Raw genomic sequence first — 22024 nt, forward strand, 5'->3', positions numbered from 1 at the left:
TTTACCCCAACTTCACACCAGAGCCGCCAGTCAGCCGAACGAAGATGGCGTACATCATCAGGACACCGGCCAAAAGTAAAGTAGCCAATGCAGCCGCCAACCCCCAGTTCAATGTGGTGTTGACGTGATTGGCGATGTAGTAGCTGATGAGCTGATCATTCGCACCGCCCAAAATGGCTGGCGTGATGTAGTAGCCCACGGCCAGAATGAAGGTCAGGAGTACTGCGGCCGCCACGCCGGGGAGCGTGTGAGGGAAGTAGACCTTGCAGAACGAGAGAATGGGCCCGGCCCCAAGCGAACGGGACGCACGCATGTAGATGGGTGGAATGTTCTTCATGACGCTGTACAGAGACAGGATGGCGTAGGGCATCAGGATGTGGGTCATGGAGATGAGCACGCCCCATCGGTTATAGATGAGCGTCCAGCCAGTTTCCGAGATACCCATTACCGCCAACAGCCCATTGAAGACACCATTGGTTTGCAAGATGACCATCCAGGAAACCGTGCGAACCAGGAACGATGTCCAGAACGGCAGGAGCACCAGGATCATCAACACATTGCTGATTCGAGGTGGCAAGGCAGCCAACATGTAGGCAACGGGGTATGCAATAAGAAGGCACAACAAACTGATGCAAGCACTGACCCAGACCGTTCTCAGAAAAACGTCGCGGTACAGCCTCTGCTCCTCTGGCTGTTGAACGATTTCCCCGCTGTCATCCCGTGTGAGGTCGAAGGCCTTGAGGTAGTAGCCAAGCGTCGTCGGCTGGGACGCGTACTTGAGGGCAACCCATGTGCCAGGCTCTGCCCACCGCGAGTCAATTCCTGTCAGCCGCTCTTGCCACGAGACACCTTCAGACGCTTCGACCTGACGCGCCGTCTTGAGCAAGAGGCTGCGCATGCCCGCAGATTCAAAGTTCAACCTATTGGCGGCTTTATTGACGCTACCAGAACCTTTGGCGGCGACGAAGTCGTCGGCCAAAGCCTTGAACACCTGTTCTGGAGGCAGTTTGCTCGTCTTGGGTTCCCAAGACCCGATGGTTCGCGAAGTACTCGGGAATGCTGCTGAAACAGTGGTGTCCTTCACACTCTTTTGAAGCAGGTTGGCGATGGGCCCAACAAACGTCAAAAGCAGGAAGACGATGAGAGGGAGTATGAGCGCGTATGCACGCATCTGGCCCATCCGCTCGGCGCGGCGCAATCTGGCCTTCAGGGCCGAAGCACCGATTTCCAGTGGGTCAGGAGCACTTTGATGAACGGAGGCGGCAGACATGGATGTGGCAATCTTTCGATGTTGGTGCGGAAAACGCTCTCACGCCCCCTCTCAGGGACCATTACTTGCGGTTGAGCCAGGCAGAAAACTTCTGCTTCAGGTCGTCGGCATGGTCAGCCCAGAAGGCGGGATCCACGTTCAGCGAGCCGGGCAGGTTCTTCGGTGCAGTGGGCAGATATGGCAGAACCTTTTTATCAATGAACGCCACGGCAGACATGCGAGCTGGACCGTAGGCGGTCAGGTTGGTGAGAGCGGCAAGCTGCTCTGGCTGGGTGGCGTACTTCACGAACGCTTTCGCTTCCTTGAGGTTCTTTGTGCCCTTGACGATGCTGTAGCCCTCGGAGTTGTTGAGCGCTCCCTCCCAAATGAATGCGAACGGCTTTTTGTCGGTCGCAATGGCGCTGTAGATACGGCCGTTGTAGGCGCTGCTCATCACCACTTCGCCGTCAGCCAGCAACTGGGGGGGTTGTGATCCCGCCTCCCACCAGACGATCGAGGATTTGATGGTGTCCAGCTTCTTGAACGCACGATCCACACCAGCAGCCGTGGCGAGTGTCTTGTAGACCTGATCAGCAGGTACGCCGTCCGCCATCAGAGCCCACTCAAGCGCACCTTCAGGCGACTTGGACAAACCGCGTTTACCGGGGTATTTCTTCAGGTCGAAAAAGTCGGCGACTTTTGTCGGGGCAGTGGCGCCGGTGTTGCTTGTGTTGTAGACCAGGATCGCAGACCACTGGACGTTACCTACCATGCACTCGTTGAGCGTCTGTGGCAGGAAGTCATCGGCCACTTTGCCGTCTTTGGAGGGCACGATGTCGGTAGCGGGATTGATCTTTTCGAGCAGCCCCTCATCGCATGCACGGATGACGTCAGACAGTTGCAGGTCGATCACATCCCACGAGACGTTGCCGGTCTGGACCTGGCTTCGCAGTTGCGCGATGCCACCGTTGTAAGTGTCGCCCTTGACCGTCACCTTGCTGGCTTTGGCAAAGGGCTTGAACACCGTCGCATCCTGAGCCTCTTGATAAGAACCGCCCCAGGACGTGACGGTCAGCTGCGCGGCGTTGGCTTGAGCCGCCAGAGTGAGAGCGGCCATTGCCGCGAATACCTGATGACGTACTTTCATTGGGATCCTCAAGAAGAAGTTATGACACAAAGGAACTAGCCGGGCTCGTGGCCTGGCGACTAGAGCAAAGCCCGGCAGGACTCCGCTTTCCAGCCCACGCTGAGGGCATCACCGACTTGCAATCGGTGTCCCTCACCGTGATTTGGAATCTTCACGATGAAATCTTGCTTGCCGCAGATGTCGCAGTGCAAGCGCAAGTGGTCACCGTAGTAGATGATGTCCACGACACCACCCTTGAAAAAGTTTTCGCAATTTTCGGCATTGGCGCCAACCAGGACCTTCTCAGGGCGTAGCGATACGCTCACCTTCACCCCGCTGGAGACACCTTCTGCAACAACGGCTCGAACGGCAGCACCATTTTCGAGCTTGACCGAACAAAAGCGCCCATCCACGCGCTCAACAATTCCGAGAAGCTCGTTGCTTTCGCCGATGAAGCGTGCGACAAAAGCACTTGTAGGCGCCTCGTAGAGGTCAGATGGCGTCGCGAGCTGCTGAATGATGCCACTGTTGAACACCGCGATGCGGTCAGACATCGTCATGGCCTCACCCTGGTCGTGTGTCACATACACGATAGTGAGTCCGCTCTTTTCATGGATGCGCTTGATTTCATACTGCATCTGCTCTCGCAACTGCTTGTCGAGTGCCCCAAGGGGTTCGTCCATCAGAACCAGTGCAGGTTCGAAAACCAGTGCCCGCGCGACGGCGACACGCTGTTGCTGGCCACCCGAAAGCTGGGCAGGCATCCGGTCACCCAGCTTTTCCATATTGACCATGGAAAGCGCCCGGCTGATCTTCGTCTCGATATCGCTTGCGCTCGTCTTTCGCACCTTCAAAGGGAAAGCCAGGTTTTCGCGCACAGACATATTGGGAAACAACGCATAGCTTTGAAAAACCATGCCGATATTTCGCTTCTCAGGAGGAATTCGATTGATTTCCCTGTCCTTAAGACGAATCTGGCCATGCGTTGCAGTTTCGAATCCGGCGAGCATCATCAGACACGTCGTCTTACCCGATCCAGACGGCCCAAGCATTGTCAAAAACTCGCCATCCCGGATATCGAGATTCAAATTCTTGATGACCAAGGACTCACCGTCATAGGTCTTCTGAACATCCTTGAAAGAAACAATGGTCGACATTTTGTTGGCGTTAATGGTTAACAAATCAAAGGACTACACCTATTCCACAACTGAAGAGCGACAGCGCCGCGTAGTCAGCTGATGGCGGGCCTAGGAGGACGACTTCCTGGTGCGACATGACCTCTGCACGAGCGCTGGACTGAACTGTGACCGCTCAGGTGCAGCTCCATGCAAAATAAACCACAAGTAATGCTTAGCTTCAGCGCAAGTGATGAGCCAGCTCAATCTGGTGCAAATTAGAGGATGCAAATAGGGATAAGCCCATATTGGTGCTGGCAACTGCAGGTATTCGAGCCCACTTGGTGCGCACGTGTCACCGTGCCAAGCTGCCCCACTATTGCCACCTGGACTGGCCCACTTCGATCGACGGTGCGGATTCAAATCTGAAGCGCATCAACACGGCGCTGCCACGGGCTGTGTGGGTCACGGAAGCGCGCCACGCCGGCGCTGGCGACCCCTTAAAGAGGTCCTCCTGGGTCCACCTGAGCTCAAAACAAAAAGGGGCAGACGAAAAATCATCTGCCCCTGCCATACCTGCTCACGCACGTGAGCTGGGTCGACATGACTACCAGCTGCGAGGCGGTGCGTACGTCTCTTTGACCACGCGAGGTGACGTCCAACGCAGAAGGTTCATCCATGACCCCGCCTTGTCATTGGTGCCGCTACCGCGACCACCGCCAAAAGGCTGTTGCCCGACCATGGCGCCCGTTGGCTTGTCATTCACGTACAGGTTGCCTGCAGTATTGACCAAGACCTCCTGGGCATGGCGAAGCGCGAAGCGGTCCGTGCAGAACAGCGCACCAGTGAGCGCGTAATCCGATGTCGAATCAACCAAGCCGAGCACATCGTTCCAGTCGTTGTCTTTGTAGACATAGACCGCCAAGACCGGTCCAAAGAGTTCTTCCTTCATCAGGAAATGGCCCGGATCCTTGACCTGGAAAACGGTCGGCTCGACAAAGAACCCTGGTTCGTCCCAGCACCGCCCCCCGGAAACGAGCTCGACGCCCTTGTCCTCGCGGGCTGCGGCGATTCGGCTGCTCAGCCGCGCGTATGACAGTTGGTCAATCACTGCGCCCATGTAAACCGACGCGTCGGCAACGTCACCAACCTTCAATCCATTGAGAAGCTCCTGCACCTTCACCTTGACCTGGGGCCACAGGCTTTCAGGAATATATGCACGCGAGGCAGCACTGCACTTTTGCCCCTGATAGCCGAATGCTCCGCGCACCAAAGCGATGGCCACCTCATCGGGGTTTGCCGATGCATGCGCAAGAACGAAATCCTTGCCCCCGGTCTCACCGACGAGTCGGGGGAATGTCCTGAAGTTATCGACGCCTGCTGCGGCGCGCTTCCACAGAGAGCGGAAGACAGCAGACGAGCCTGTGAAATGCAAGCCGGCGAAGTGCCTGGAGCTGAACACCGACTCCGTCACCTCGACGGCTTCTCCAGGAACGAAGTTGATAACGCCGGGAGGTAACCCGGCCTCTTCCAAGGCCTGGAAAAACAGATAGTTTGCCCAAGTGGATTTGTTCGACGGTTTCCACAGCACGACATTGCCCATCAGCGCGGGTGCACACGCCAGGTTTGTTCCGATGGCCGTGAAGTTGAAAGGCGACACAGCGTACACAAAGCCCTCCAGCGGACGCCAGTCGGTCCGGTTCTGCGCTTGTGCGGTGGTCAACGGCTGGTCTTGCAGAATATGTTGCGCATTGAAGGTGTTGAATCGAAGAAAGTCGATGAGTTCACAGGTGCTGTCGGCATCCGCCTCATCCATGGTTTTGCTTTGACCCAGCATCGTGGCGGCGTTGATGCGATGGCGCAACCGCCCGTCAACAATCGCGGCCGCTCTGTGCATGACAGCCGCTCGGTCTGCAAAGCTGGTGCGCTCCCAGTCCTTTGCCGAAGCGAGGTTGTCCTTGATGGACTGCTCGATCAGGTCCTTTGAAGGACGGTGTACGCGCGCCAACGCTCGCGTCTTGTCGTGCGGCGCGTACAGCGTCTCGACATCCCCGGTGAAGTACTTCTTGCCGCCGATGACGGTGGGAATCTCGGTGACGGTGCGGTCTTCCAGGTGCTGCCGCAGCTGACCCAATGAGGCAGAGCCCTCGCTGTAATCGGTTGCAGGTTCGTTCAAAGGCCGAGGGAAATGTGGAGTGGAGAGCATGTATTCCTCATGGTGTAGGGCGCATCCGGATTCATCTATGGAACGAGCACATCGCTCAGCCAAGCGATGCATGGAACTTCGTCGCATTGTTGAGATTGGAAACGCCAAAGGTGGACGGCATGAGTTTGACTATCTCATTCATGGGGCGTTACAGCATCAAGGTTCGTGATGCAAAAGTCCAAGCCCGGTGAAGCTACATCCCCGCGGATCGAACCCAAGCTTTCTGTAAGAGTCCGCATTCCTGCAGGAATGCCCCGGCGACCTCACAGCCTTGGCCATGCTGAAACCCACTGATTCCGACAGTCATGACCGCTATACTGGCTCGAAAAAGTCCATTTTTTGCCCCCATCATGAATATCTCCGAAGAATCCCCGCTGCCAGATTGGGAGCTGTTAACCAGTTGGGTTGCTGTGGTGGAAACTGGAAGCGTGTCTGAAGCGGCAAGGCAACAGAATCTTTCCCAAGCGGCCATTTCTCAACGGGTCAAACAGCTAGAGGGATTATTCGCCACGCCCTTGCTTGACAGGGCCACTCGCCCCGCCCAGCCGACAGCAGCCGGGCTGCGTCTGTTCGAAAACGCCAAAGAATTGACTACCCGCGCCAACCAGTTGATGGAGAGCGTGCGCAACGTGAGCCGCGCCCGCCGAATGATCGTTCGCTTCGGATGTGTGGACTCGTTTGCGGCAACAGTCGGACCCATGATGATTCGAGCTCTTTCGAGCTCCTCGCACCAAATTCGCCTTTGGTCGGGTATCACGCCCGTGCTTGAACTGCTGTTGGAGAGCCGACAGCTCGACATGGCCATCACGACCGGGCATACAGCGATGCCCGGGATCACCAGAGTGCCTCTGTTTACCGAATCCTATGTCGTCGTTGTGCCGGTCTCGATGAAGATTGAACGGCTAGGAACACTGTCGGATTTGGCCCGCTCGTTGCACTTTATTCGTTACAGCGCTCGCTCGCTTATCGGTCAGCAAGTCGATGACTATCTTCAGCGCGTGGGTGACTCGCTGGAGCGCACTTGCGAATTTGATGCAACCGATCCGCTCCTGAGCTTGGTCGCCAGTGGCATGGGCTTCGCACTGACAACGCCTCTTTGCATCTGGCAGTCACGACAGTTTTTGCCCCAGATTCGTGTGCTGCCAGCATCCGCGTTCACCAAGCACGGCAAGCCATACCCTGACATCAATCGCTCCTTCTACTTGGGATACCGTTCCGGTGAGCTCGGCACATTGCCAAGCGAAGTCAAAGACTTGGTTCGCATTGCGGTCGCAAAACAGATCTCAACTGAAATCCGTACTCAACTGGGCTTGGACCCAAATGCGTTGCGCATTCACTCCGACGGAGATTAGGGCAATGCTGATCAAGGCCAGCTAAATCGGTAGCCCATGTTCACGGCCCGCTTTAACCCATCTCGTTATACACAACTCATCCCAAGGCTGAGTTATGCTTCTAATTTAATAGCGTAGAACGCATGTGAACTGGGCTGCAAGGGAGTTTGAGACGATGGACTTGGGCGACAAAAGGCGAGACAAGCGGGCAATCAAGATGATGAAGGGCTTCAGTGCGATGGGTGATGTACATGATCGTGGCCTGGCGCATTGCGCGGCTGAAGCGGCTGGGGCGCAGTTGCCCCGAGTTGGATGCGGCGCTGATGTTCGAGCCGGATGAATGGAGGGCTGCCTATATTCTGAATAAGGAGAGGATACCGGACAAGCCGCCCACGCTAAACGAGGTGGTGCGCCGGATCGCCCGCCTGGGTGGATTCCTGGCGCGTAAAGGAGATGGAGAGCCGGGTGTCAAAACCATCTGGCTGGGCATGCAGCGCATCATCGACTTCGCCGCCGGCATCCGGTTCTCACGCGAACTGCTGGCTCAGGGGAGTTGTGTATATCGAGATGGCTTTAACGCCAAGAACTGCGTTACGTCATTGGCCAGGGTGGCGGCGAGAGTCTTCATGCTCATCACGACACCGGTAGATTGACCTTGTGCAGCGACTGCGTGGCATCGGGTCAATATTCAAGCGGCGCCAACAGTCGCACTACCTTCAGGCACGCGCTGCCTCTCCAGCTGCAGTTGGGTTCAATTGAGCGCTTGGATATGCCTTTTCTCGTCGCTACACAACACGATGTGTGCACGCCGGCGGGTTGAGGTAGTGCGCCGAAGACATAGCGAAGCGAAAAGGTGTGCAAGCTTGTTTTCCATAATTTAAACGTAAATTATATTAATTTATATAAATTGACGCCACTCAAATTCGAGTACCGCCTTTGAAGCTGAATTTATAAGGGACAGCTATCGAAAGCGTTACTCTACTATTAATAAGTTCCAAGGGCTACAGGCAAGCCTGATTTGAAATTGTACACGGTAATAGGAGGTTGTTTTAGGTTGCCCTTTTCATCAAAAGAAAATATACCAGAAACTCCTTTATATGAGCTTTTGTAAATTTCGGCTCCGACTTTTTCAGGATCAATAGAATTAACTTTTTGCATCGACTGAATAATAAACATTGTCTGATCGTAAAATGAACCAGCATAAGTATCTGGGTCTCGGCTAAAACGTTTTTTGTATTTAACCTTGAAACTGGGGCCCTCTGCCATTTTGTCCAAAATAGGCCCGCCTTGTGCGCAAAAAACAGTATCATCTGCAGCATCACCTGCCAGTTTCCCCGTTTCTGCTGTGCAAACTGCATCTCCACCCAAAAGTTTGGCAGTAATACCAAGCGCCTTTATTTGTCGGACCATTGGGCCAGCTTGTGATGAGTATCCTCCAAAAAATATAACTTCGGGCTGTTTGGCTTTAAGGCTAGTCAAAATCGCAGAGAAGTCAGTGGATTTATCGGTTGTGAATTCAGTGCTGACGATTGTCAATCCTAATTTTTTTGCTTCTTTGGTGAACTCATCGGCTAAGCCTTGCCCATAAGCAGTTCGATCATCAATTACCCCAACTTTTTTGACCTTCATAACTGTGGCTGCATAGAATGCCATGCGCGACCCAATTTCATTGTCACCTGCCATGATGCGGAAAAGATTTTTATATCCTCCCTGGGTAACTTTAGGGTTGCTGCCCACAGTCGATAATACTACTCCACCTTGGCTATAGACCCTTGACGCAGGAATTGCTACACCGGAACAGTAGGGGCCTAGTACAAATTTTATGCCACTATCTACTAGTTTTTGTGCCACATTTACCCCAGCTTTAGGGTCACATTGATCGTCCTCGGACTGCAATTCAAATTTGAGCGTCTTTCCTCCTACAATAATTTTTTTGGTATTCATCTCCTCCAGTGCTAAGCGTACGCCGTTTTCATTGTCTTTGCCCGCATAAGCACTCCCTCCCGAGAGGGGACCAGTGTGACCAAAGGTGACCGTCTGCTCTTGTGCGTAAGAAAGGCTTGAGCACAAGATGGCGGTGGTTGCCGCAATTTTCATATGAATGGATTGCATTTGGATTTCTTTATTAATCTAATTAATAGTTGTAAACTTGAAAATCTTCTCTAGGCAGTTTGTGGTTAATTTTTATGTTGAAATTTGGTGTGATAGGGGCCCTCTATTAAATATTTTTCATGTTGATAAATTATTTATTGCATTCAGTAAATTACTCCCGGAGTTCGTTGGTGCGCCGAATCAAAGTGAAATATTGAATCACGAATGTCCCGTGGAATCACTTACTTGGAGCCAGTTTGCAGTCACATCCGAGTCGATACCTGTGTTTTAACAATGTCAGCGATGGTCCTGCCACCGGTATCGCTGCCGGAATTACCGTCGTCTCTAATTGGCCATGAACCACTGGTTCAGCGGGATTCAGGGGATAAGTCTGGGCTGAGACAAACAGTGAGGCAATAGCAGCAAGAAATGCAACTGGGGTGAAACGGAACTTAATGAGACGCATCCTCCAAAAATTGGCAATAGGCCGATCATCCAAAGCTCGCGCACCCAATCGGATCATGAGGCCGGCAGCGTGAAATTCCATGACTCGTCAGCGTAGTTCGCAGTCTCCCATCTTGGTTTTACAGCATCTACTACGAAGACAAAGCATTTTTTCGGGATCAGTTCAGCGTTAGCTAAGTTCATTCATAAAATTTCTTATGCGAAAATTAGTTCGTATCGTATTGTAATCATTCGCACGTGTTACCGCAATGCATGTGTAATGTGATGTTGTTGCTTCAAATTACGCCTTGTCCCCGCACAAGACTTGGTTGGGGTCGCGTAGCCCGCGGCGGGCAGCGGGGCTTTGCTGCGCTCACGCCTGTAGCCCAGGCACGGGGCTTTCAACACCCGGTAGAACCTCGACTCATTGGTCAGATATACGCCCTCGTCGGCCAGCTTGGGGACGATCTGGTACGGCTTCAGGCTTGCGCAGTTCTGGCGGATGGCGTTCGGAACGAACGCTGTAGAGCATCTGCAGCAGAATCGCGTGCAGCAGCTTCTCGGCGCAATGCTGTAGCGATCGATTTTGAAGTCGACATCGTACATACCCGAGAACAATCCATCCATCTTCATCAAGGCAACGTTGACCATCCTGCGGATCGGCCGCAGGGGATGCCCTGCGGGCACGAAGTCCTCCAGCTTGCGAAGGGTAAACAGGCTCTCGATTAAGATGCTGGCTCCGAGCATGATCTGGGCTTTGGATTGCTCAGGAGATAGACTCCAGCCTACCGGCCAAAGGGGCTATTCAACGGCTGCGGAGTATTTGAGCAGCCTGTTATGACTAGGTACAATAATTCCCTTGCGAAATAATTCCCCATACACAGATCTAGCGCGAGTGCATAGCGTGACTATCTCGTTCATGAAAAACCGCGATAGCGCTATGAAAATAAAAAAACCAACCCCGCAAGTTTTTGTTCGAGAAAACAAGCAGCCCCCCGTTCCGACAGAGGTTGCTCAAGATGGAGGCCGATCCGCAATCAAGCTAAGTGTGCTGGCCGTTAAGGCGCGCATGTTTCGGTTAGCCCATCGCCTGACACTGAGCGAATTAAGCAAACGGAGTGGCATTTCCGAATCAACGCTTTCTAAAATTGAAAACGGCCAACTGTCACCAACATTCGAGAAGATCGATTCCCTTGCAAACGCCCTTGAAATAAACGTGGCCGAACTTTTCAGTCGCTCCACGCCAGCAGCACCTACCGGTCGGCGCGGCCTAACCCGCCGTGGAGACGGTGTGGTACATCCGTCCCCTCAGTACGATTACCAGTTCCTTTGTGCTGATCTGTCCGATAAACAGTTCATTCCCATGACGGCCCGCATCAAGGCACGAACAGTCCATAATTTTTCGGAGTTGCCTCGTCACGAAGGTGAAGAGTTCATCTATATACTAAGCGGCGACATCATGCTTCATTCGGAATTTTACGAACCCTTGCAACTGTCTTGCGGGGATAGTTGCTACTTCGACAGCAAGATGGGCCATGCTGTTACATCCATGAGCGAAGATGATGCGGAGATTCTGTGGGTCACATCCAAGTACGTGAGGCCACAACCCTGACAAATTTGCGCTTATGTGAGCTTCTCCTGCATTGCAAGAACTCGTAAAACTGAAAAGCAACCGATACTGCCGGCTGAAGTCAGGCACTCCAGGAAGTGTGGGCGCCGACCAAAAACTGACCCACTGGGGGCAACTGCCCGTGGACAATAACTGGATTGAGAACCAAATTCGTCCCATTGCCATTGGCCGCAGCAACTGGTTGTTTGCCGGAGCCTTCGTGCCGGTCAACGCGCGGCAGCAGTAATGAGCCTGATCCAGTCAGCCCGCATAAACGGGCATGACCCCTATGCCTACTTGAAGGACGTGTTGACGCGACTGCCAACGCAACGGGCCAGTCAGATCGGTGAGTTGCTGCCACACCGCTGGCAAGCCAAAGTCGTTTGACTGCCTGCCGTGACCGCCGTCAGCGGTCAATATGGGATGGCCGGACGCATACTGGGCTGGGGCCTGCAGGCCCCATGCAGATTGGCCTGTTCAAGGATGCGCCGACCATGGCGTGGTTCCGCCGCCGCCCCGAGGCTCCAGTGATGAGCACGCGTGGTCGAGTGGGCTAGCCGCGTTGGCCTAAGAATTTGTCGATGTTGTCATGGTTTTCGTGAGTCTGGAGTCTTTAAGGTTGAGTGTCCTAAACAATTGGATCGAGGGAATGGGTCGAGCTGATACCCGACGTTATGGAGAAGATTGACTAAGAAGTCACCCGTGTCAAGGGTTGACGCATTGAGGGCTCAGCGACCCAAGCGCTTTAGCGCTGTCAGTAGCATGGCTTGCAGCGCAGGCTTGATGTGCTTGGCTTTGTCATCTCGGTAGTTGAACGGATACGTTTCATCCATGTAGAGGGACTGGCACATTTCCAGTTGTATGGCGTTGATGCCTCGTTCGGGGCGTCCGAAGTGGCGAGTAATGTAACCCCCTTTAAAGCGGTCGTTGACAACCAGTGTTATGCCCAAATCGGTTGGCAGTGCCTGCACAACAGCCTCAAATAACTCATCTCGGCATGCTGCGCCGCTGTTCGTGCCGAAGTTCAGGTCTGGCAACTTGCCGCTGAACAGATGCGGCAACACGCTGGCGATGGAATGCGCTTCCCACAGCAGCAGGGTCCCGTGCTGTTCTTTCATTCGCTGAAGCTCTTGCTGCAAGGCGTCATGGTATGGACGCCAGTACTGGGCAACCCGCCTTTCGATCTCGTTCCGGCTGGGCTCTTGACCCGCTTGATAGACAGCCTCATCGCGAAAGGTTCGGGTTGGACAGAGGCCTGTGGTGTTTTGGCCCGGATACAGACTCTCTCCACCTGGCGGTCGATTGAGGTCGATGACATAGCGCGAGACTTTCGCCTGAATGACGCCGATACCCAGGTTGTCAGCGAAGTCGTAGACCTTGTCCAGATGCCAATCGGTGTCTGGCATGCGCAAAGCATGCTCCTGGTACTGCGATCTCAGCTCTTTTGGCACAGAGGTCCCCAAATGAGGAATGGAAATCAGGATAGGCGCGACACCTTGTCGCAGCGAAAAGGCCTCGTGGACCTGATTGTTCATGAGTGAAAATCTCTGGTTCATTGCAAGATTGGGTGGACCCACTTTCCCTGTCGGCTTGCGGCATACGGCTGCTTGGGGGCTCGGCAACTCTGACCCTCGCGACGTCGGCATCCTGCATTAGCGTTGGTTTTGCTCGGCCAAATACGCAATAGCTGAACATCAGCTTCACAAACAGTAATCCTGTTCGGATAACGAAAGGGTGAACCTACGCTACGGGTCATCAATCCTCAACTGAACCGGAGCCCTATGGAAAGCTATGACACCGTCGTGATTGGTGCCGGAGTAATCGGCTGCTCAGTCGCATACCACCTCGCTAGTCTCGGAGCCAAGCGAGTGCTAGTCCTAGACCGCACTCAGATTGGAGCGGGAACGACGTCGCAGTCCAGCGGCATCCTTCGCACTCACTACTCGATCGTCGAGAACGTTGAGTTGGCTCTGAATTCCTGGCAAGTCTTCAACAATTTCACAGAGTACCTCGGCGACGAAGATGCTGCTTCTGGCCTGATCAAGTGTGGCTACCTCATTGCCTCACCCGAGGGGCCCAAGCTGGAGTCTCTTCGCGAGTCGTTGACAGCCCAGAAAAACATGGGCATCCCGCTGAGCATGCTCGATGCGAAGCAGGCCGCGGAACTGCTTCCCATTGCTCGATTTGACGATGCAGCACTGATTGGCTATGAGCCGGAAGCCGGCTTTGCTGACGCGTACCTGGTTGCGACCAGCTTCGCGCGGGCTGCGCGAAGGCTTGGCGTAAAGATCATGGAAGGGGTTGAGGTAGAACAACTGCTGCGTGTGGACGGAAAAGTCGTGGGCGTACAGACCAACAAGGGCAGCTTTAGCGCATCGACAGTCATCAGCACGCAAAGCATTTGGGCCACCGACATCGAGCGCTGGACGGGGGTTTCCACTCCGGTGGTTCCCGAACGACACGCTGTACTGGCTTTGGAAGGCCCGCACCCCTACACCTTCAAAATGCCAGTGTACAAGGACCTGGGCTCCACTGGAATGCTGTATTGCCGCAGTTACGGAGGCAACCAGATGCTCGTGAGTGAAGGGATCGTGGGTGAAAAGCTCGACACCCCAGACAACGAGCAAGGCGACATTTCGATGGACTACATCGTCGAGGTCGGCGGCCAGGTGGCTGAGCGCTTCCCCGGGTATGAGACAGCCAGTATTGCCTCTTCCTGGACCGGGGTCTATGACGTCACGCCCGACTGGAACCCCGTGTTGGGTCGGTTGCCCGATGTGCCTGGTCTCATTGTTGGATACGGCTTCTCTGGCCATGGCTTCAAGCTTTCACCGGGGGTAGGTCGCGTACTGGCGCAGGAGGCGCTTGGCTTGAAGACCGATGTGTCATTGACCCCCTATGCGCATGAGCGTTTTCGCAGCGGAAAGCTGCTTACCGGCAAGTACGGACTTGGTGCCGTCTCCTAATCATTTTTTCTCAAACCAATATGAATATGAATATGAATATTCTTGTTCCCATCAAACGCGTGATTGACTACAACGTGAAGGTCCGCGTCAAGTCCGACGGTAGCGGCGTCGATGCCGCTGGCGTCAAGATGTCGATGAACCCCTTTGACGAGGTCGCCGTCGAGCAAGCGGTTCGTTTGCGCGAAGCAGGCACTGTCACCAAAGTCACCGTCGTCACCTGTGGCGCACCGGTTGCTCAGGACGTGCTTAGAACTGCGCTGGCCATGGGCGCTGATGCCGCTGTTCTGGTCGACACCGGAGCCGAACCTGTCGATTCTCTGGGCGTCGCGCACATCCTCAAAGCACTTGTGGAGCGCGAACAGGCGTCGCTGGTGGTGTGCGGAAAACAGGCGATTGATGACGACCTCGGTGCCACTGGCGCCATGTTGGCCGGTCTCCTGGATTGGCCACAAGCCATCTCGGTGAACAAGCTGGAGCTCCAGGAAGGAAGGCTAGCGGTCACCTGTGATGGTGATGCGGGCCTGGAGCAATGGCAGCTTCCCGTACCTGCTGTGATCAGTGTTGACCTTCGCCTTAGCGACCCCCGAAGCATCTCGCTGCCCAATATGATGAAAGCCAAGAAGGCCACCATCACCACCATTGCCGCTGCCGAGCTCGTCAGTGTTCCCAAGCCCGTGGTTACTGTGGTGGCCGTATCCGAGCCGCCTTCCCGCGCCGCTGGCAAGAAGGTCCAGAACATTGACGCCTTGATTGAAGAGATTCGGCGCCTGTCGCCTGCAGAGACTTGAGGAATTCGATGATGAGCAAACTTACTTTGATTGTTGTCGACCACGACGCTGACGAAATCGACCCGGCAACGGCTCGCGTTGCCACCGCAGCCGCTGCGCTTGGGGGATCTGTGCAGGCCCTGGTCTTCGGTTCCGATGCCGTGGCGCAACAGTGCGCGGCCATTGCGGGCATCTCCAAGGTGCTGCATCACCCCTTGGTCAAGGTCAATGCGGAAACCGTCGCAAAGGTCGTGCATAGCATTCAAGACGCATTTGATGCAGTCGTGGCGTCGCACAGCATGATGGCCCGAGCTGCGCTGCCCCGTGCCGCGGCGCTCAGCGCTTGCGCGTTCCTGACAGATGTTATTGCCATTCAAGGTGAGGTTTTCACCCGGCCTATGTATGCCGGTAGCGTAATCGCTTCGGTCAGCGTGCAGTCCAAGGTGTTTTTTACGGTGCGTGCCTCCGCGTTCGAGCAGGCATCACGTCAAGCTCCAGCAGAGGTCAGTTCGATGGTTGCCGTTCCGGCAGATGAAAGAACAGAACTCATTGGGAAAGAGGCCGCGTCCAGCAGCCGTCCAGATCTTACGCGAGCTCGCGTGGTGGTGGCGGGTGGTCGTGGTGTCGGCTCTGCTGAAAACATGCGCCTTGTCGAAGCCCTGGCGGACAGGCTGGGTGGGGCAGTGGGGGCTTCTCGTGCTGCAGTGGATGCCGGTTTTGCGCCCAATGCGTTGCAGGTTGGGCAGACGGGTAAGACGGTTGCACCTGATATCTACATTGCAGCAGGTATTTCGGGCGCCATCCAGCACGTCGCGGGTATCAAGGACGCGAAGGTCATCGTGGCCATCAACAAAGACCCGGATGCTCCCATCTTCTCCATTGCTGACATCGGTCTCGTCGGCGACCTCTTTGAGGTTCTGCCCAGGCTCACAAATGAGTTGTCGACCATCGGTTGATACCCGACCATGTCGACGCCTCCAGATGGCGTGAGGCCATTTTCGATCGTTCAAACGACACCGGAGCCTTGGAAGAATGGGGGAGGGGTCACTCGGACCATCTCTTCCAGGCGTTCTGAAAACGGGACGATCTGGCGTATCAGCGTAGCGGACATCGAGAAGGATGGGCCCTTCTCGGTCTTTCCTGGCATCGAGAGGGTTTCGGTGCTCATGCGAGGGCCGGGGCTAAGGCTTGTCGGTGCCGGGGTGTCCCTCAATTTTCCCGAGGTTGGAAGCAAAGCCAAGTATTGCGGTGAAGCGCAATTTGAGGCGCGCCTAGGAGGTAGCTCAGCCCGCTTCCTGAACATCATGGCTCAAAACAACCGGGTGACAGCGCAAGTGTTGCTTCAACAGCGCGCGTGCAGTTGTGCTGCCAACAGCGTGATTGCCGTCGTGGTTCTCTTGGGAGTGGTCACCGCAAAATGCCAGGACGGATGCTCCATCACTCTCCATCCCAGTGAGGGTCTGGAAGTGACGCGTCCAGGCATCGAGCTCGACATCGAAGCCAACGCCGACAGTTCTGATGCCTGTTGGGCCGTCATTACCCTTAGCGAAACATAGTTAAGGCGACGCTGAATAAGGCAAGTTAAAGCGCGACTTTGGTATTCGGGTTCAGAGAATCCATGGAATCCAGTCAAACCACGCTGTTTCCCAGCCCCTTGGGGCTCGGGTTTCGGGCCATTCGGCCCACTTTGGACCCTTACAGGCGCACCTGCGCCATCAGCCGTCGTCGCCCCAGGTAGATGTTGGCCAGCGCCAGGGCGGTGAATGCCCGCGTCGCATTCTTCTGTAGATCCCGATAGCGCACTTTGGTGAAGCCCCATAGCTTCTTGACCACGCCAAAGACATGCTCTACCCGCGCACGTATCTTGGATTTATTGCGGTTCTTGCTGCGAATCCCCTCATCGACCACGCCGCCGCCGCGGCTGCGTTGGTTGGTGAAGTCCTGGGCCTTGGGGGCTCGGCCTCGGATTAAGGTCTTCTGGCTGGCGTAAGCCGAGTCGCCATACACGCGCCGCTCTTGGCCGTGCAGCAGATCGGGTAAGGGGTGTTTGTCATGGATGTTGGCAGCGGTGACTACCGCGCTGTGTGCCAGCCCGCTTTGGCTGTCCACGCCGATGTGCAGCTTCATGCCGAAGTCCCACTCCTGGCCCTTGCGGGTCTGGTGCATCTCGGGGTCGCGCGCTTTGTCTGCGTTCTTGGTGGAGCTGGGCGCGCTGATCAGGGTGGCATCCACGATGGTGCCGGTGTTCACTTTGAAACCCCGGGCTTGCAGTTCTTGTCCGACCTTGGCAAACAAGGCCTCGCCCAGTTTGTGCTCGTTCAAGAGGCGGCGGAACTTGAGCAAGGTGGTGGCATCGGGCACGGGCTCGCGCCCCAGGTCGATGCCGACGAAGTGGCGCAGACTGGCGCTGTCGTACAGGGCTTCTTCGCACGACAGGTCGGCCAGGTTAAATCAGTGCTGCAGGAAGTGGATGCGCAGCATGCGCTCCAGTCCGATGGGCGGGCGGCCATTACCCGCCTTGGGGTAGTGCGGTTCGATGACTTCGCATAGAGCCGCCCAAGGCACGATGGACTCCATCGTTTGCAGGAACGTATCGCGCCGGGTCGGTTTGCGGTGCTGAGCGAATCCCGCTTCTTGGTCGACTGCCATCGCAAGGGTCTGTTGTTTCATCGTCATGTAACGCTTCAGCCTCGGTGACCGTGGACCTTAATCAGCATTGCATTAGGTTTAGGTTCGGTCACTGCCGTGCAGGCCTGATTACCGAGTTGCCTGTAGTTGTTTGCCTCATCCTCTGCAGTAGGAATTGCTCGTTCCAATTGCATTGGCTTCTCATCTCCACCAAAGACTTTGAACCCACTCTAAGGCCGTGTGGTTTGTCTGTCGGATCGGATAGCGCGCATGGACTGGGTGGCGACAGCATTCCCTGCCGCCACCCAGTCCGCCGCCTCACTCAGTCGTCTGTATGCACTCGGTGCATCTCCGTCAATATTTTCTCCAGGTTGTTAGCCATTTTTATGTAGTTACCGGTTGTTAGGTCAATCTCGACCGGTCCTTGCAGGGGAGTAGGCCAATCGGTTGCCCTTAGCAGGGGGTAGTCTTCGGCACTGAATACACACACCTGCGTTTTCAGCGTATCCAAGGTCACCGCGATGGCCACTATGCGTTCTGGACCAAAGTCCCGTTTCGAAGCTTGTCCATCAATATCTCGGTTAACCATCACATACACCCCAGGCGTTTTGCTGTTGTTCCAAAAACGGAGTTTTCGGAAGTTCAGGAGGCGGTGCACTTTGCTCACCAGTTCCCAATTTGCGCACCGCAGCATCTCGGTCGTCGCTGCGGTCACTTCCTGGGGAACGGAGACGGTTTCAGTCCAGGATTTTTGAGTGGACATGCTTTGTTCTTTTTTTGTCATGTGTAATTTAAGTTTGCTACCCACCGGGCAGCGTTTAATTTCATTCGGGTCACTTTCATGCTGCTCTCACTGCAGCTGCCTTTTCCGCTTAGGAAAAAGCCAGGCAATCTTTCAGGTTCTACGTTCATTGCGTACCCCGGCGGAGGGTTTAAGTCTCTATATATCTACCGGTCATCTGGTTGCGGGCCAAATTTTTAAAGAACCACTGAGATCCGACGATGCGGAACGCGGGGAGAAACTGAAAAGCCAAAGGCGGAACAGCGTCTAGAGAGGCAATAAAAGTGTGTTTTCGAACCCGAGGAGGTTCTTGTCGATCCGCATCGAGGAGATCGATGTGGACGTGAGACAGCGTTCACGCTTTGTCGCGCTACTTGCCAGGGGAGGTGCTAACCGAAAGGTCAGTCACTGATGTGTAAGTAAATGTAGCATTTAATTTTGAAGATGACAAGGGCACCGCGCAATTTATATTTGCGAGGCGGCTTGGCACATCCTGCATGTCACTGCGCGGGGCAGGATGCCACGGCCACTCGGTGGATTTCTGCTGACTGCGCGGCCGAGCCGGACGCTGCACGGTTTGCCATGCACGGCAGTTGTAACGAGGGAGAAGTCTGCGCGGGCGGCGCAGACCGGATTGCCAGGGCAGAACAACGGTCTGCAGATTTATCTTGGACTCTGATCTGTGCCGGGTCGACGATCTACCCGGCACAAGCTCGCCGATGGGCTTTCCCTGGGAGAAGACGTCTTAAAGTGGCGTTGCACAGGGCCTGTGCCGGGTGTGCCATGTGCTTTTCTTAAATATCGTGAGATATATAGGGATACCTATATACCGTCCCATACACAGCCTCCATAAGCCAAGAAGTTTCCACCCAACTCCCCGGCACACCCGGCACAGTGAACTTCCAGGCCCGCCCACGGCGGACCACAGACAGTTTTCAGCGGGAGCCGTTAAACCTCTTAGACGCAGGCGCATCTGTACCAAATGGCGAAAGGCCCTTGGGGACTGAGGCTGCCAGGGAGATGTTGCAGACCCTGCGCTGGACACCGTCCACCCGTATCCGCGATTCATCCAGTTCCTTGAAGTGTTCGTTCATACGTTTCCAGAACTGCACCACACTGACCTCTCGCATGGCGTTGGTAGCGCACCAATGGCGGTAGTCTTCGAAGACCCGGTCCTTCAGTGTGTCGCAGGTCGTTTGCAGCGCAACACCCAGGTCGTCTATCCAGGAGACCACGGAGTTGGTATCGGCTTTCGCCTCCTGCAGCATGGACTGCATGGCCAGGGGCATGACAGGGTCGAAGCCGCCCCGCGATTGCAGGCGGACCAGACCTTCCAGGGCCCAGTTCAGGACGCCAGACAACTCACAGGCGATGATGTTCTCGGCTAACAAGGGGTCGCGGTCCCGCTCCGCAATGGTGACGCCGAAGGGGACGATATCCCAGCGCCGCCAGAATCCGATGCTGTGGTCGGTGATGGCGGGCAGATGGTTGCCCAGTACCAGCCACTTGCCTCGCACGTGGATGCTGACGGGGTCACGGTATTTGCGGTCGATGGGTATGCGCTCTCCGGCAATCATGGACTTCAGTCTCTGCTCGTCAAACGGTTTGCGAGGCACCTCATCGACGTACACCAGGCTGGCGCCGACCAGCACAGACAGGTGGAAGCCGGCAAGTTGGTCCAGGGACATAGCCGCAATGCGGCCGTGCAATGCCTGCACGATGTTGGCCAAAACGCCCTTCCCATTGGCCCCCTGCCCCAGCCAGAACTGGGCGCGCTGGTAGCGGGCATCCGCCAGCAGGGTGTATCCCACGTATTCCTGGACCCGGTCCCTTACCGGTGGGTCGGGTAGGACCCGCTCCAGAAATCGAAGAAATGCGTGGGGTACAGGACCCGCAGGGTCGTATCGGCATCCCAGACAGTGCGTCAGGCCCAGGTCCGGGTTCGCGGCATGTACCTCCAGCACATTGCCGACCAGATGGACATAACCGTTTTCTGTCGGAATGACCACGTCGCGGGTCAAGGGCGGAATAGACGGCGCAAAAAGACAGGCTGCCCGAAAGGCCTTACGGGCGTTTTCTGCGCTGGCCCAGTTCAGGTCTTCGGCCACCAGCCAGTGGTAGGCATGCCGCTCCGCCTCGTCTTCGTCAATCGGTGACCAGTGCGTGCCCGTCCATCGGTATAGCAGCGTGCGGTCCGACGCGACGCCCCCGGCCTGGACGATAGTGCCGGCATAGAGATGCGGACGGAAGGGGCTGCGGACGACTTTGCTCATACCAGGCCTCCTACACCGCTGGGTGGCTGCACCCGGCGGTTCAACCAGGTCTCTACATCGGTAGCACGCCAGCGCAGCTGCTGGGGGTGCGGTCGCAGCAGTCGGGGTGGTAGGGCTTGCGGATTGCGCCGGATATCTTTGCGAATCGTGTTTTTGCTGCGACCCAGCAACTGTGCCAGGTCGTCCAGTGTCAACAGAGGTTGTGTTTCCATGGTGTCTCTCGGTATCGGTCCAGTGATGACAAATAGAGAGACCGACCACGCCTTTCTGTGCCAGCTACTGGCAGGGGTTGCCGGTAGCTGGTATCTGTAGCGAGGCAGGTTTAAACGCGTGGACTGCAGATCCGTAACTGCGGTTGGGTAGCGCTGCAACGAGAAAAAGGGCGCATCCGGTATGGATGCGCCCTTGGGAATCAATACTTTTGCGTGGCCGAAGCCATCGCCCTGCCCTTTCCATCCGTCTGGTGCGGCGGTCCGACGCCTCAGAGATGTCCTGTGCGACCGTGGTTCTGTGCCCTGCTCCTACCGTCGCACTTTCAACCTACATCTACATCTACATCTACCTGTACCTGTACCTGTACCTGTACCTGTACCTGTACCTGTACCTGTACCTTTTTATTACGCACGCTTAGCCTCGAACTCGTGCGCATCGTGGATTTCTACTGACCGGTGCAGCCAGTACAAGATGTTCGGCAGTTCGCTGGTGCCAAAAATGTCACTACTGCTCACCTCTCCGTACATCAGCACGAGCATGCGCTTAGAGTGGAGGTCCAGCGACTGCATGTCAAACCCTGACTGGCGGATTTTGGGGTCATCCATCATCTGCCGGATAGCCCGGTCGATGCTTTCTTCCTCGGTTTCTGCTCTTGCCGAGAAATCGCGTAACTTGACCTGGTTCGCTAGGAGCTTCACTACGATGGGTGGGGTTCCCAGGTACACCGCAGCGGCTTCACAGAATTCTCGACCGATGTCCTCCGTGCTGCGAATACCGTTGCGTAGCTGGTTGATGTAGCCGTAGCTCACGCCCAGCTCTTTGGCCATGTCGGCCAGTGGGGACTGGCGACGACGGCATTCGTCAAACAGCCAACCGATGAGGGGGCCACCGGGAGTCTGGTACAGGCGTGTGACACGTTCGGACTTGCTCTCGCCGGCGACGGGCGCTGGGGTGACGCGGTAGTCCTTGGTGCGCCGACGACCGGTTGCGGTACTGAAACGTTTGGTGGTCTGTGCCGATGGGGTCTGGTGTTGCATATAAGGTGTCCTATGGGTTGCGTAACGGCTGTTACGTGCAACGTATAGGCACCGCGATTTCGTTTTGGGTGGGGATGGTCTGTGGTTCTTTCAGCCCATGGAACCGTGCCGTGTATGGTCTGGCCGTAGGCCGTCGCTGCAAGTTGGACGAGTACTTACTGTGGCCGCAGGGCTCAGTCAAAGCTGCC

General features: G+C 55.7%; 17 protein-coding genes and 4 pseudogenes. 9 read left to right on the plus strand and 12 right to left on the minus strand.

Going from position 1 to position 22024, the window contains the following annotated elements; translation table 11 throughout:
* Window position 1 precedes the first annotated feature (1 nt).
* From AC097O_RS01000 to pruA, 4 genes are all read right to left on the minus strand, one after another.
* Window positions 2-1270 (minus strand): ABC transporter permease, encoded by a 1269-nt coding sequence (locus AC097O_RS01000; RefSeq protein ID WP_479590954.1) that lies wholly within the window; start codon window positions 1268-1270, stop codon window positions 2-4.
* Window positions 1271-1331: 61 nt separating this feature from the next.
* Complete coding sequence (locus AC097O_RS01005) at window positions 1332-2396, minus strand: ABC transporter substrate-binding protein (protein ID WP_479590956.1); 1065 nt, start codon at window positions 2394-2396, stop codon at window positions 1332-1334.
* Window positions 2397-2455: 59 nt separating this feature from the next.
* Entirely contained in the window at window positions 2456-3532 is a 1077-nt protein-coding gene (locus AC097O_RS01010) for an ABC transporter ATP-binding protein (RefSeq protein WP_479590958.1), read from the minus strand.
* A 565-nt stretch (window positions 3533-4097) separates the two neighbouring features.
* On the minus strand, window positions 4098-5696 hold the full coding sequence (pruA, locus tag AC097O_RS01015; protein ID WP_479590961.1) for an L-glutamate gamma-semialdehyde dehydrogenase: 1599 nt from the start codon (window positions 5694-5696) through the stop codon (window positions 4098-4100).
* A 350-nt stretch (window positions 5697-6046) separates the two neighbouring features.
* Between pruA and AC097O_RS01020 the strand changes: the two genes are divergently transcribed.
* Window positions 6047-7048, plus strand: coding sequence for a LysR family transcriptional regulator (locus AC097O_RS01020; protein ID WP_479590963.1), 1002 nt, complete (start codon window positions 6047-6049; stop codon window positions 7046-7048).
* A gap of 224 nt (window positions 7049-7272) precedes the next feature.
* Window positions 7273-7563 (plus strand): annotated as a pseudogene (locus AC097O_RS01025) (IS4 family transposase); the annotation flags it as partial.
* 448 nt (window positions 7564-8011) lie between these two features.
* Here AC097O_RS01025 and AC097O_RS01030 read toward each other — a convergent pair.
* Window positions 8012-9139 carry a branched-chain amino acid ABC transporter substrate-binding protein gene (locus tag AC097O_RS01030; RefSeq protein ID WP_479590965.1) on the minus strand — a complete coding sequence of 376 codons (1128 nt, stop codon included), beginning with the start codon at window positions 9137-9139 and terminating at the stop codon, window positions 8012-8014.
* A gap of 928 nt (window positions 9140-10067) precedes the next feature.
* Window positions 10068-10309, minus strand: a pseudogene (locus AC097O_RS01035) (transposase); the annotation flags it as partial.
* Window positions 10310-10466: 157 nt separating this feature from the next.
* On the opposite strand from AC097O_RS01035, the gene AC097O_RS01040 reads away from it, so the two are divergent.
* Window positions 10467-11174, plus strand: a complete 708-nt coding sequence (locus AC097O_RS01040; protein ID WP_479590968.1) for a helix-turn-helix domain-containing protein — start codon at window positions 10467-10469, stop codon at window positions 11172-11174.
* Window positions 11175-11301: 127 nt separating this feature from the next.
* Window positions 11302-11558: pseudogene (locus tag AC097O_RS01045) on the plus strand (transposase domain-containing protein); the annotation flags it as partial.
* A 341-nt stretch (window positions 11559-11899) separates the two neighbouring features.
* Here the strand turns inward: AC097O_RS01045 and hutG are convergent.
* Window positions 11900-12706, minus strand: a complete 807-nt coding sequence (gene hutG, locus AC097O_RS01050; RefSeq protein ID WP_479590970.1) for an N-formylglutamate deformylase — start codon at window positions 12704-12706, stop codon at window positions 11900-11902.
* A 246-nt stretch (window positions 12707-12952) separates the two neighbouring features.
* On the opposite strand from hutG, the gene AC097O_RS01055 reads away from it, so the two are divergent.
* Genes AC097O_RS01055 through AC097O_RS01070 form a run of 4 tightly spaced genes read left to right on the plus strand, consistent with a single transcriptional unit; the run spans window position 12953 to window position 16460 of the window.
* Window positions 12953-14137: an NAD(P)/FAD-dependent oxidoreductase gene (locus tag AC097O_RS01055; RefSeq protein WP_479590973.1), complete on the plus strand. Its 1185-nt coding sequence runs from the start codon at window positions 12953-12955 to the stop codon at window positions 14135-14137.
* A 32-nt stretch (window positions 14138-14169) separates the two neighbouring features.
* Window positions 14170-14925: an electron transfer flavoprotein subunit beta/FixA family protein gene (locus tag AC097O_RS01060; protein WP_479590975.1), complete on the plus strand. Its 756-nt coding sequence runs from the start codon at window positions 14170-14172 to the stop codon at window positions 14923-14925.
* Between the two features lie 11 nt (window positions 14926-14936).
* The gene (locus tag AC097O_RS01065; protein ID WP_479590977.1) at window positions 14937-15860 is read left to right on the plus strand and encodes an electron transfer flavoprotein subunit alpha/FixB family protein; all 924 of its coding nucleotides are present in this window, start codon (window positions 14937-14939) and stop codon (window positions 15858-15860) included.
* Between the two features lie 9 nt (window positions 15861-15869).
* Complete coding sequence (locus tag AC097O_RS01070) at window positions 15870-16460, plus strand: HutD/Ves family protein (protein WP_479590978.1); 591 nt, start codon at window positions 15870-15872, stop codon at window positions 16458-16460.
* Window positions 16461-16599: 139 nt separating this feature from the next.
* Here the strand turns inward: AC097O_RS01070 and AC097O_RS01075 are convergent.
* The 4 genes and pseudogenes from AC097O_RS01075 to AC097O_RS01090 all read right to left on the minus strand — a co-directional run bounded on the left by AC097O_RS01075 (window position 16600) and on the right by AC097O_RS01090 (window position 20798).
* Window positions 16600-17574, minus strand: a pseudogene (locus tag AC097O_RS01075) (IS5 family transposase).
* 280 nt (window positions 17575-17854) lie between these two features.
* Entirely contained in the window at window positions 17855-18316 is a 462-nt protein-coding gene (locus AC097O_RS01080) for a hypothetical protein (protein ID WP_479590980.1), read from the minus strand.
* 932 nt (window positions 18317-19248) lie between these two features.
* A complete protein-coding gene (locus tag AC097O_RS01085; protein ID WP_479590982.1) occupies window positions 19249-20586 on the minus strand; it encodes a DNA primase family protein in 1338 nt (445 codons plus the stop codon).
* On the minus strand, window positions 20583-20798 hold the full coding sequence (locus tag AC097O_RS01090; protein ID WP_479590983.1) for a helix-turn-helix transcriptional regulator: 216 nt from the start codon (window positions 20796-20798) through the stop codon (window positions 20583-20585). Before AC097O_RS01090 ends, AC097O_RS01085 begins: the two co-directional genes overlap by 4 nt.
* Before the next feature lie 275 nt (window positions 20799-21073).
* On the opposite strand from AC097O_RS01090, the gene AC097O_RS01095 reads away from it, so the two are divergent.
* A complete protein-coding gene (locus AC097O_RS01095; protein ID WP_479590985.1) occupies window positions 21074-21217 on the plus strand; it encodes a hypothetical protein in 144 nt (47 codons plus the stop codon).
* Here the strand turns inward: AC097O_RS01095 and AC097O_RS01100 are convergent.
* Window positions 21204-21836 (minus strand): hypothetical protein, encoded by a 633-nt coding sequence (locus tag AC097O_RS01100; protein WP_479590987.1) that lies wholly within the window; start codon window positions 21834-21836, stop codon window positions 21204-21206. The two genes, AC097O_RS01095 and AC097O_RS01100, sit on opposite strands and share 14 nt — an antisense overlap.
* Window positions 21837-22024 lie beyond the last annotated feature (188 nt).

The organism is Rhodoferax sp. LS1P39 (assembly GCF_056521425.1).

Coding starts and splice junctions, on each gene's coding strand:
- AC097O_RS01000 (WP_479590954.1), bottom strand. CDS start 1,270: ATGTCTGCCGCCTCCGTTCATCAAAGTGCTCCTGACCCACTGGAAATC.
- pruA (WP_479590961.1), bottom strand. CDS start 5,696: ATGCTCTCCACTCCACATTTCCCTCGGCCTTTGAACGAACCTGCAACC.
- AC097O_RS01030 (WP_479590965.1), bottom strand. CDS start 9,139: ATGCAATCCATTCATATGAAAATTGCGGCAACCACCGCCATCTTGTGC.
- AC097O_RS01005 (WP_479590956.1), bottom strand. CDS start 2,396: ATGAAAGTACGTCATCAGGTATTCGCGGCAATGGCCGCTCTCACTCTG.
- AC097O_RS01070 (WP_479590978.1), top strand. CDS start 15,870: ATGTCGACGCCTCCAGATGGCGTGAGGCCATTTTCGATCGTTCAAACG.
- AC097O_RS01065 (WP_479590977.1), top strand. CDS start 14,937: ATGAGCAAACTTACTTTGATTGTTGTCGACCACGACGCTGACGAAATC.
- AC097O_RS01060 (WP_479590975.1), top strand. CDS start 14,170: ATGAATATTCTTGTTCCCATCAAACGCGTGATTGACTACAACGTGAAG.
- AC097O_RS01020 (WP_479590963.1), top strand. CDS start 6,047: ATGAATATCTCCGAAGAATCCCCGCTGCCAGATTGGGAGCTGTTAACC.
- AC097O_RS01085 (WP_479590982.1), bottom strand. CDS start 20,586: ATGAGCAAAGTCGTCCGCAGCCCCTTCCGTCCGCATCTCTATGCCGGC.
- AC097O_RS01095 (WP_479590985.1), top strand. CDS start 21,074: ATGTCCTGTGCGACCGTGGTTCTGTGCCCTGCTCCTACCGTCGCACTT.
- AC097O_RS01055 (WP_479590973.1), top strand. CDS start 12,953: ATGGAAAGCTATGACACCGTCGTGATTGGTGCCGGAGTAATCGGCTGC.
- hutG (WP_479590970.1), bottom strand. CDS start 12,706: ATGAACAATCAGGTCCACGAGGCCTTTTCGCTGCGACAAGGTGTCGCG.
- AC097O_RS01090 (WP_479590983.1), bottom strand. CDS start 20,798: ATGGAAACACAACCTCTGTTGACACTGGACGACCTGGCACAGTTGCTG.
- AC097O_RS01010 (WP_479590958.1), bottom strand. CDS start 3,532: ATGTCGACCATTGTTTCTTTCAAGGATGTTCAGAAGACCTATGACGGT.
- AC097O_RS01080 (WP_479590980.1), bottom strand. CDS start 18,316: ATGACAAAAAAAGAACAAAGCATGTCCACTCAAAAATCCTGGACTGAA.
- AC097O_RS01100 (WP_479590987.1), bottom strand. CDS start 21,836: ATGCAACACCAGACCCCATCGGCACAGACCACCAAACGTTTCAGTACC.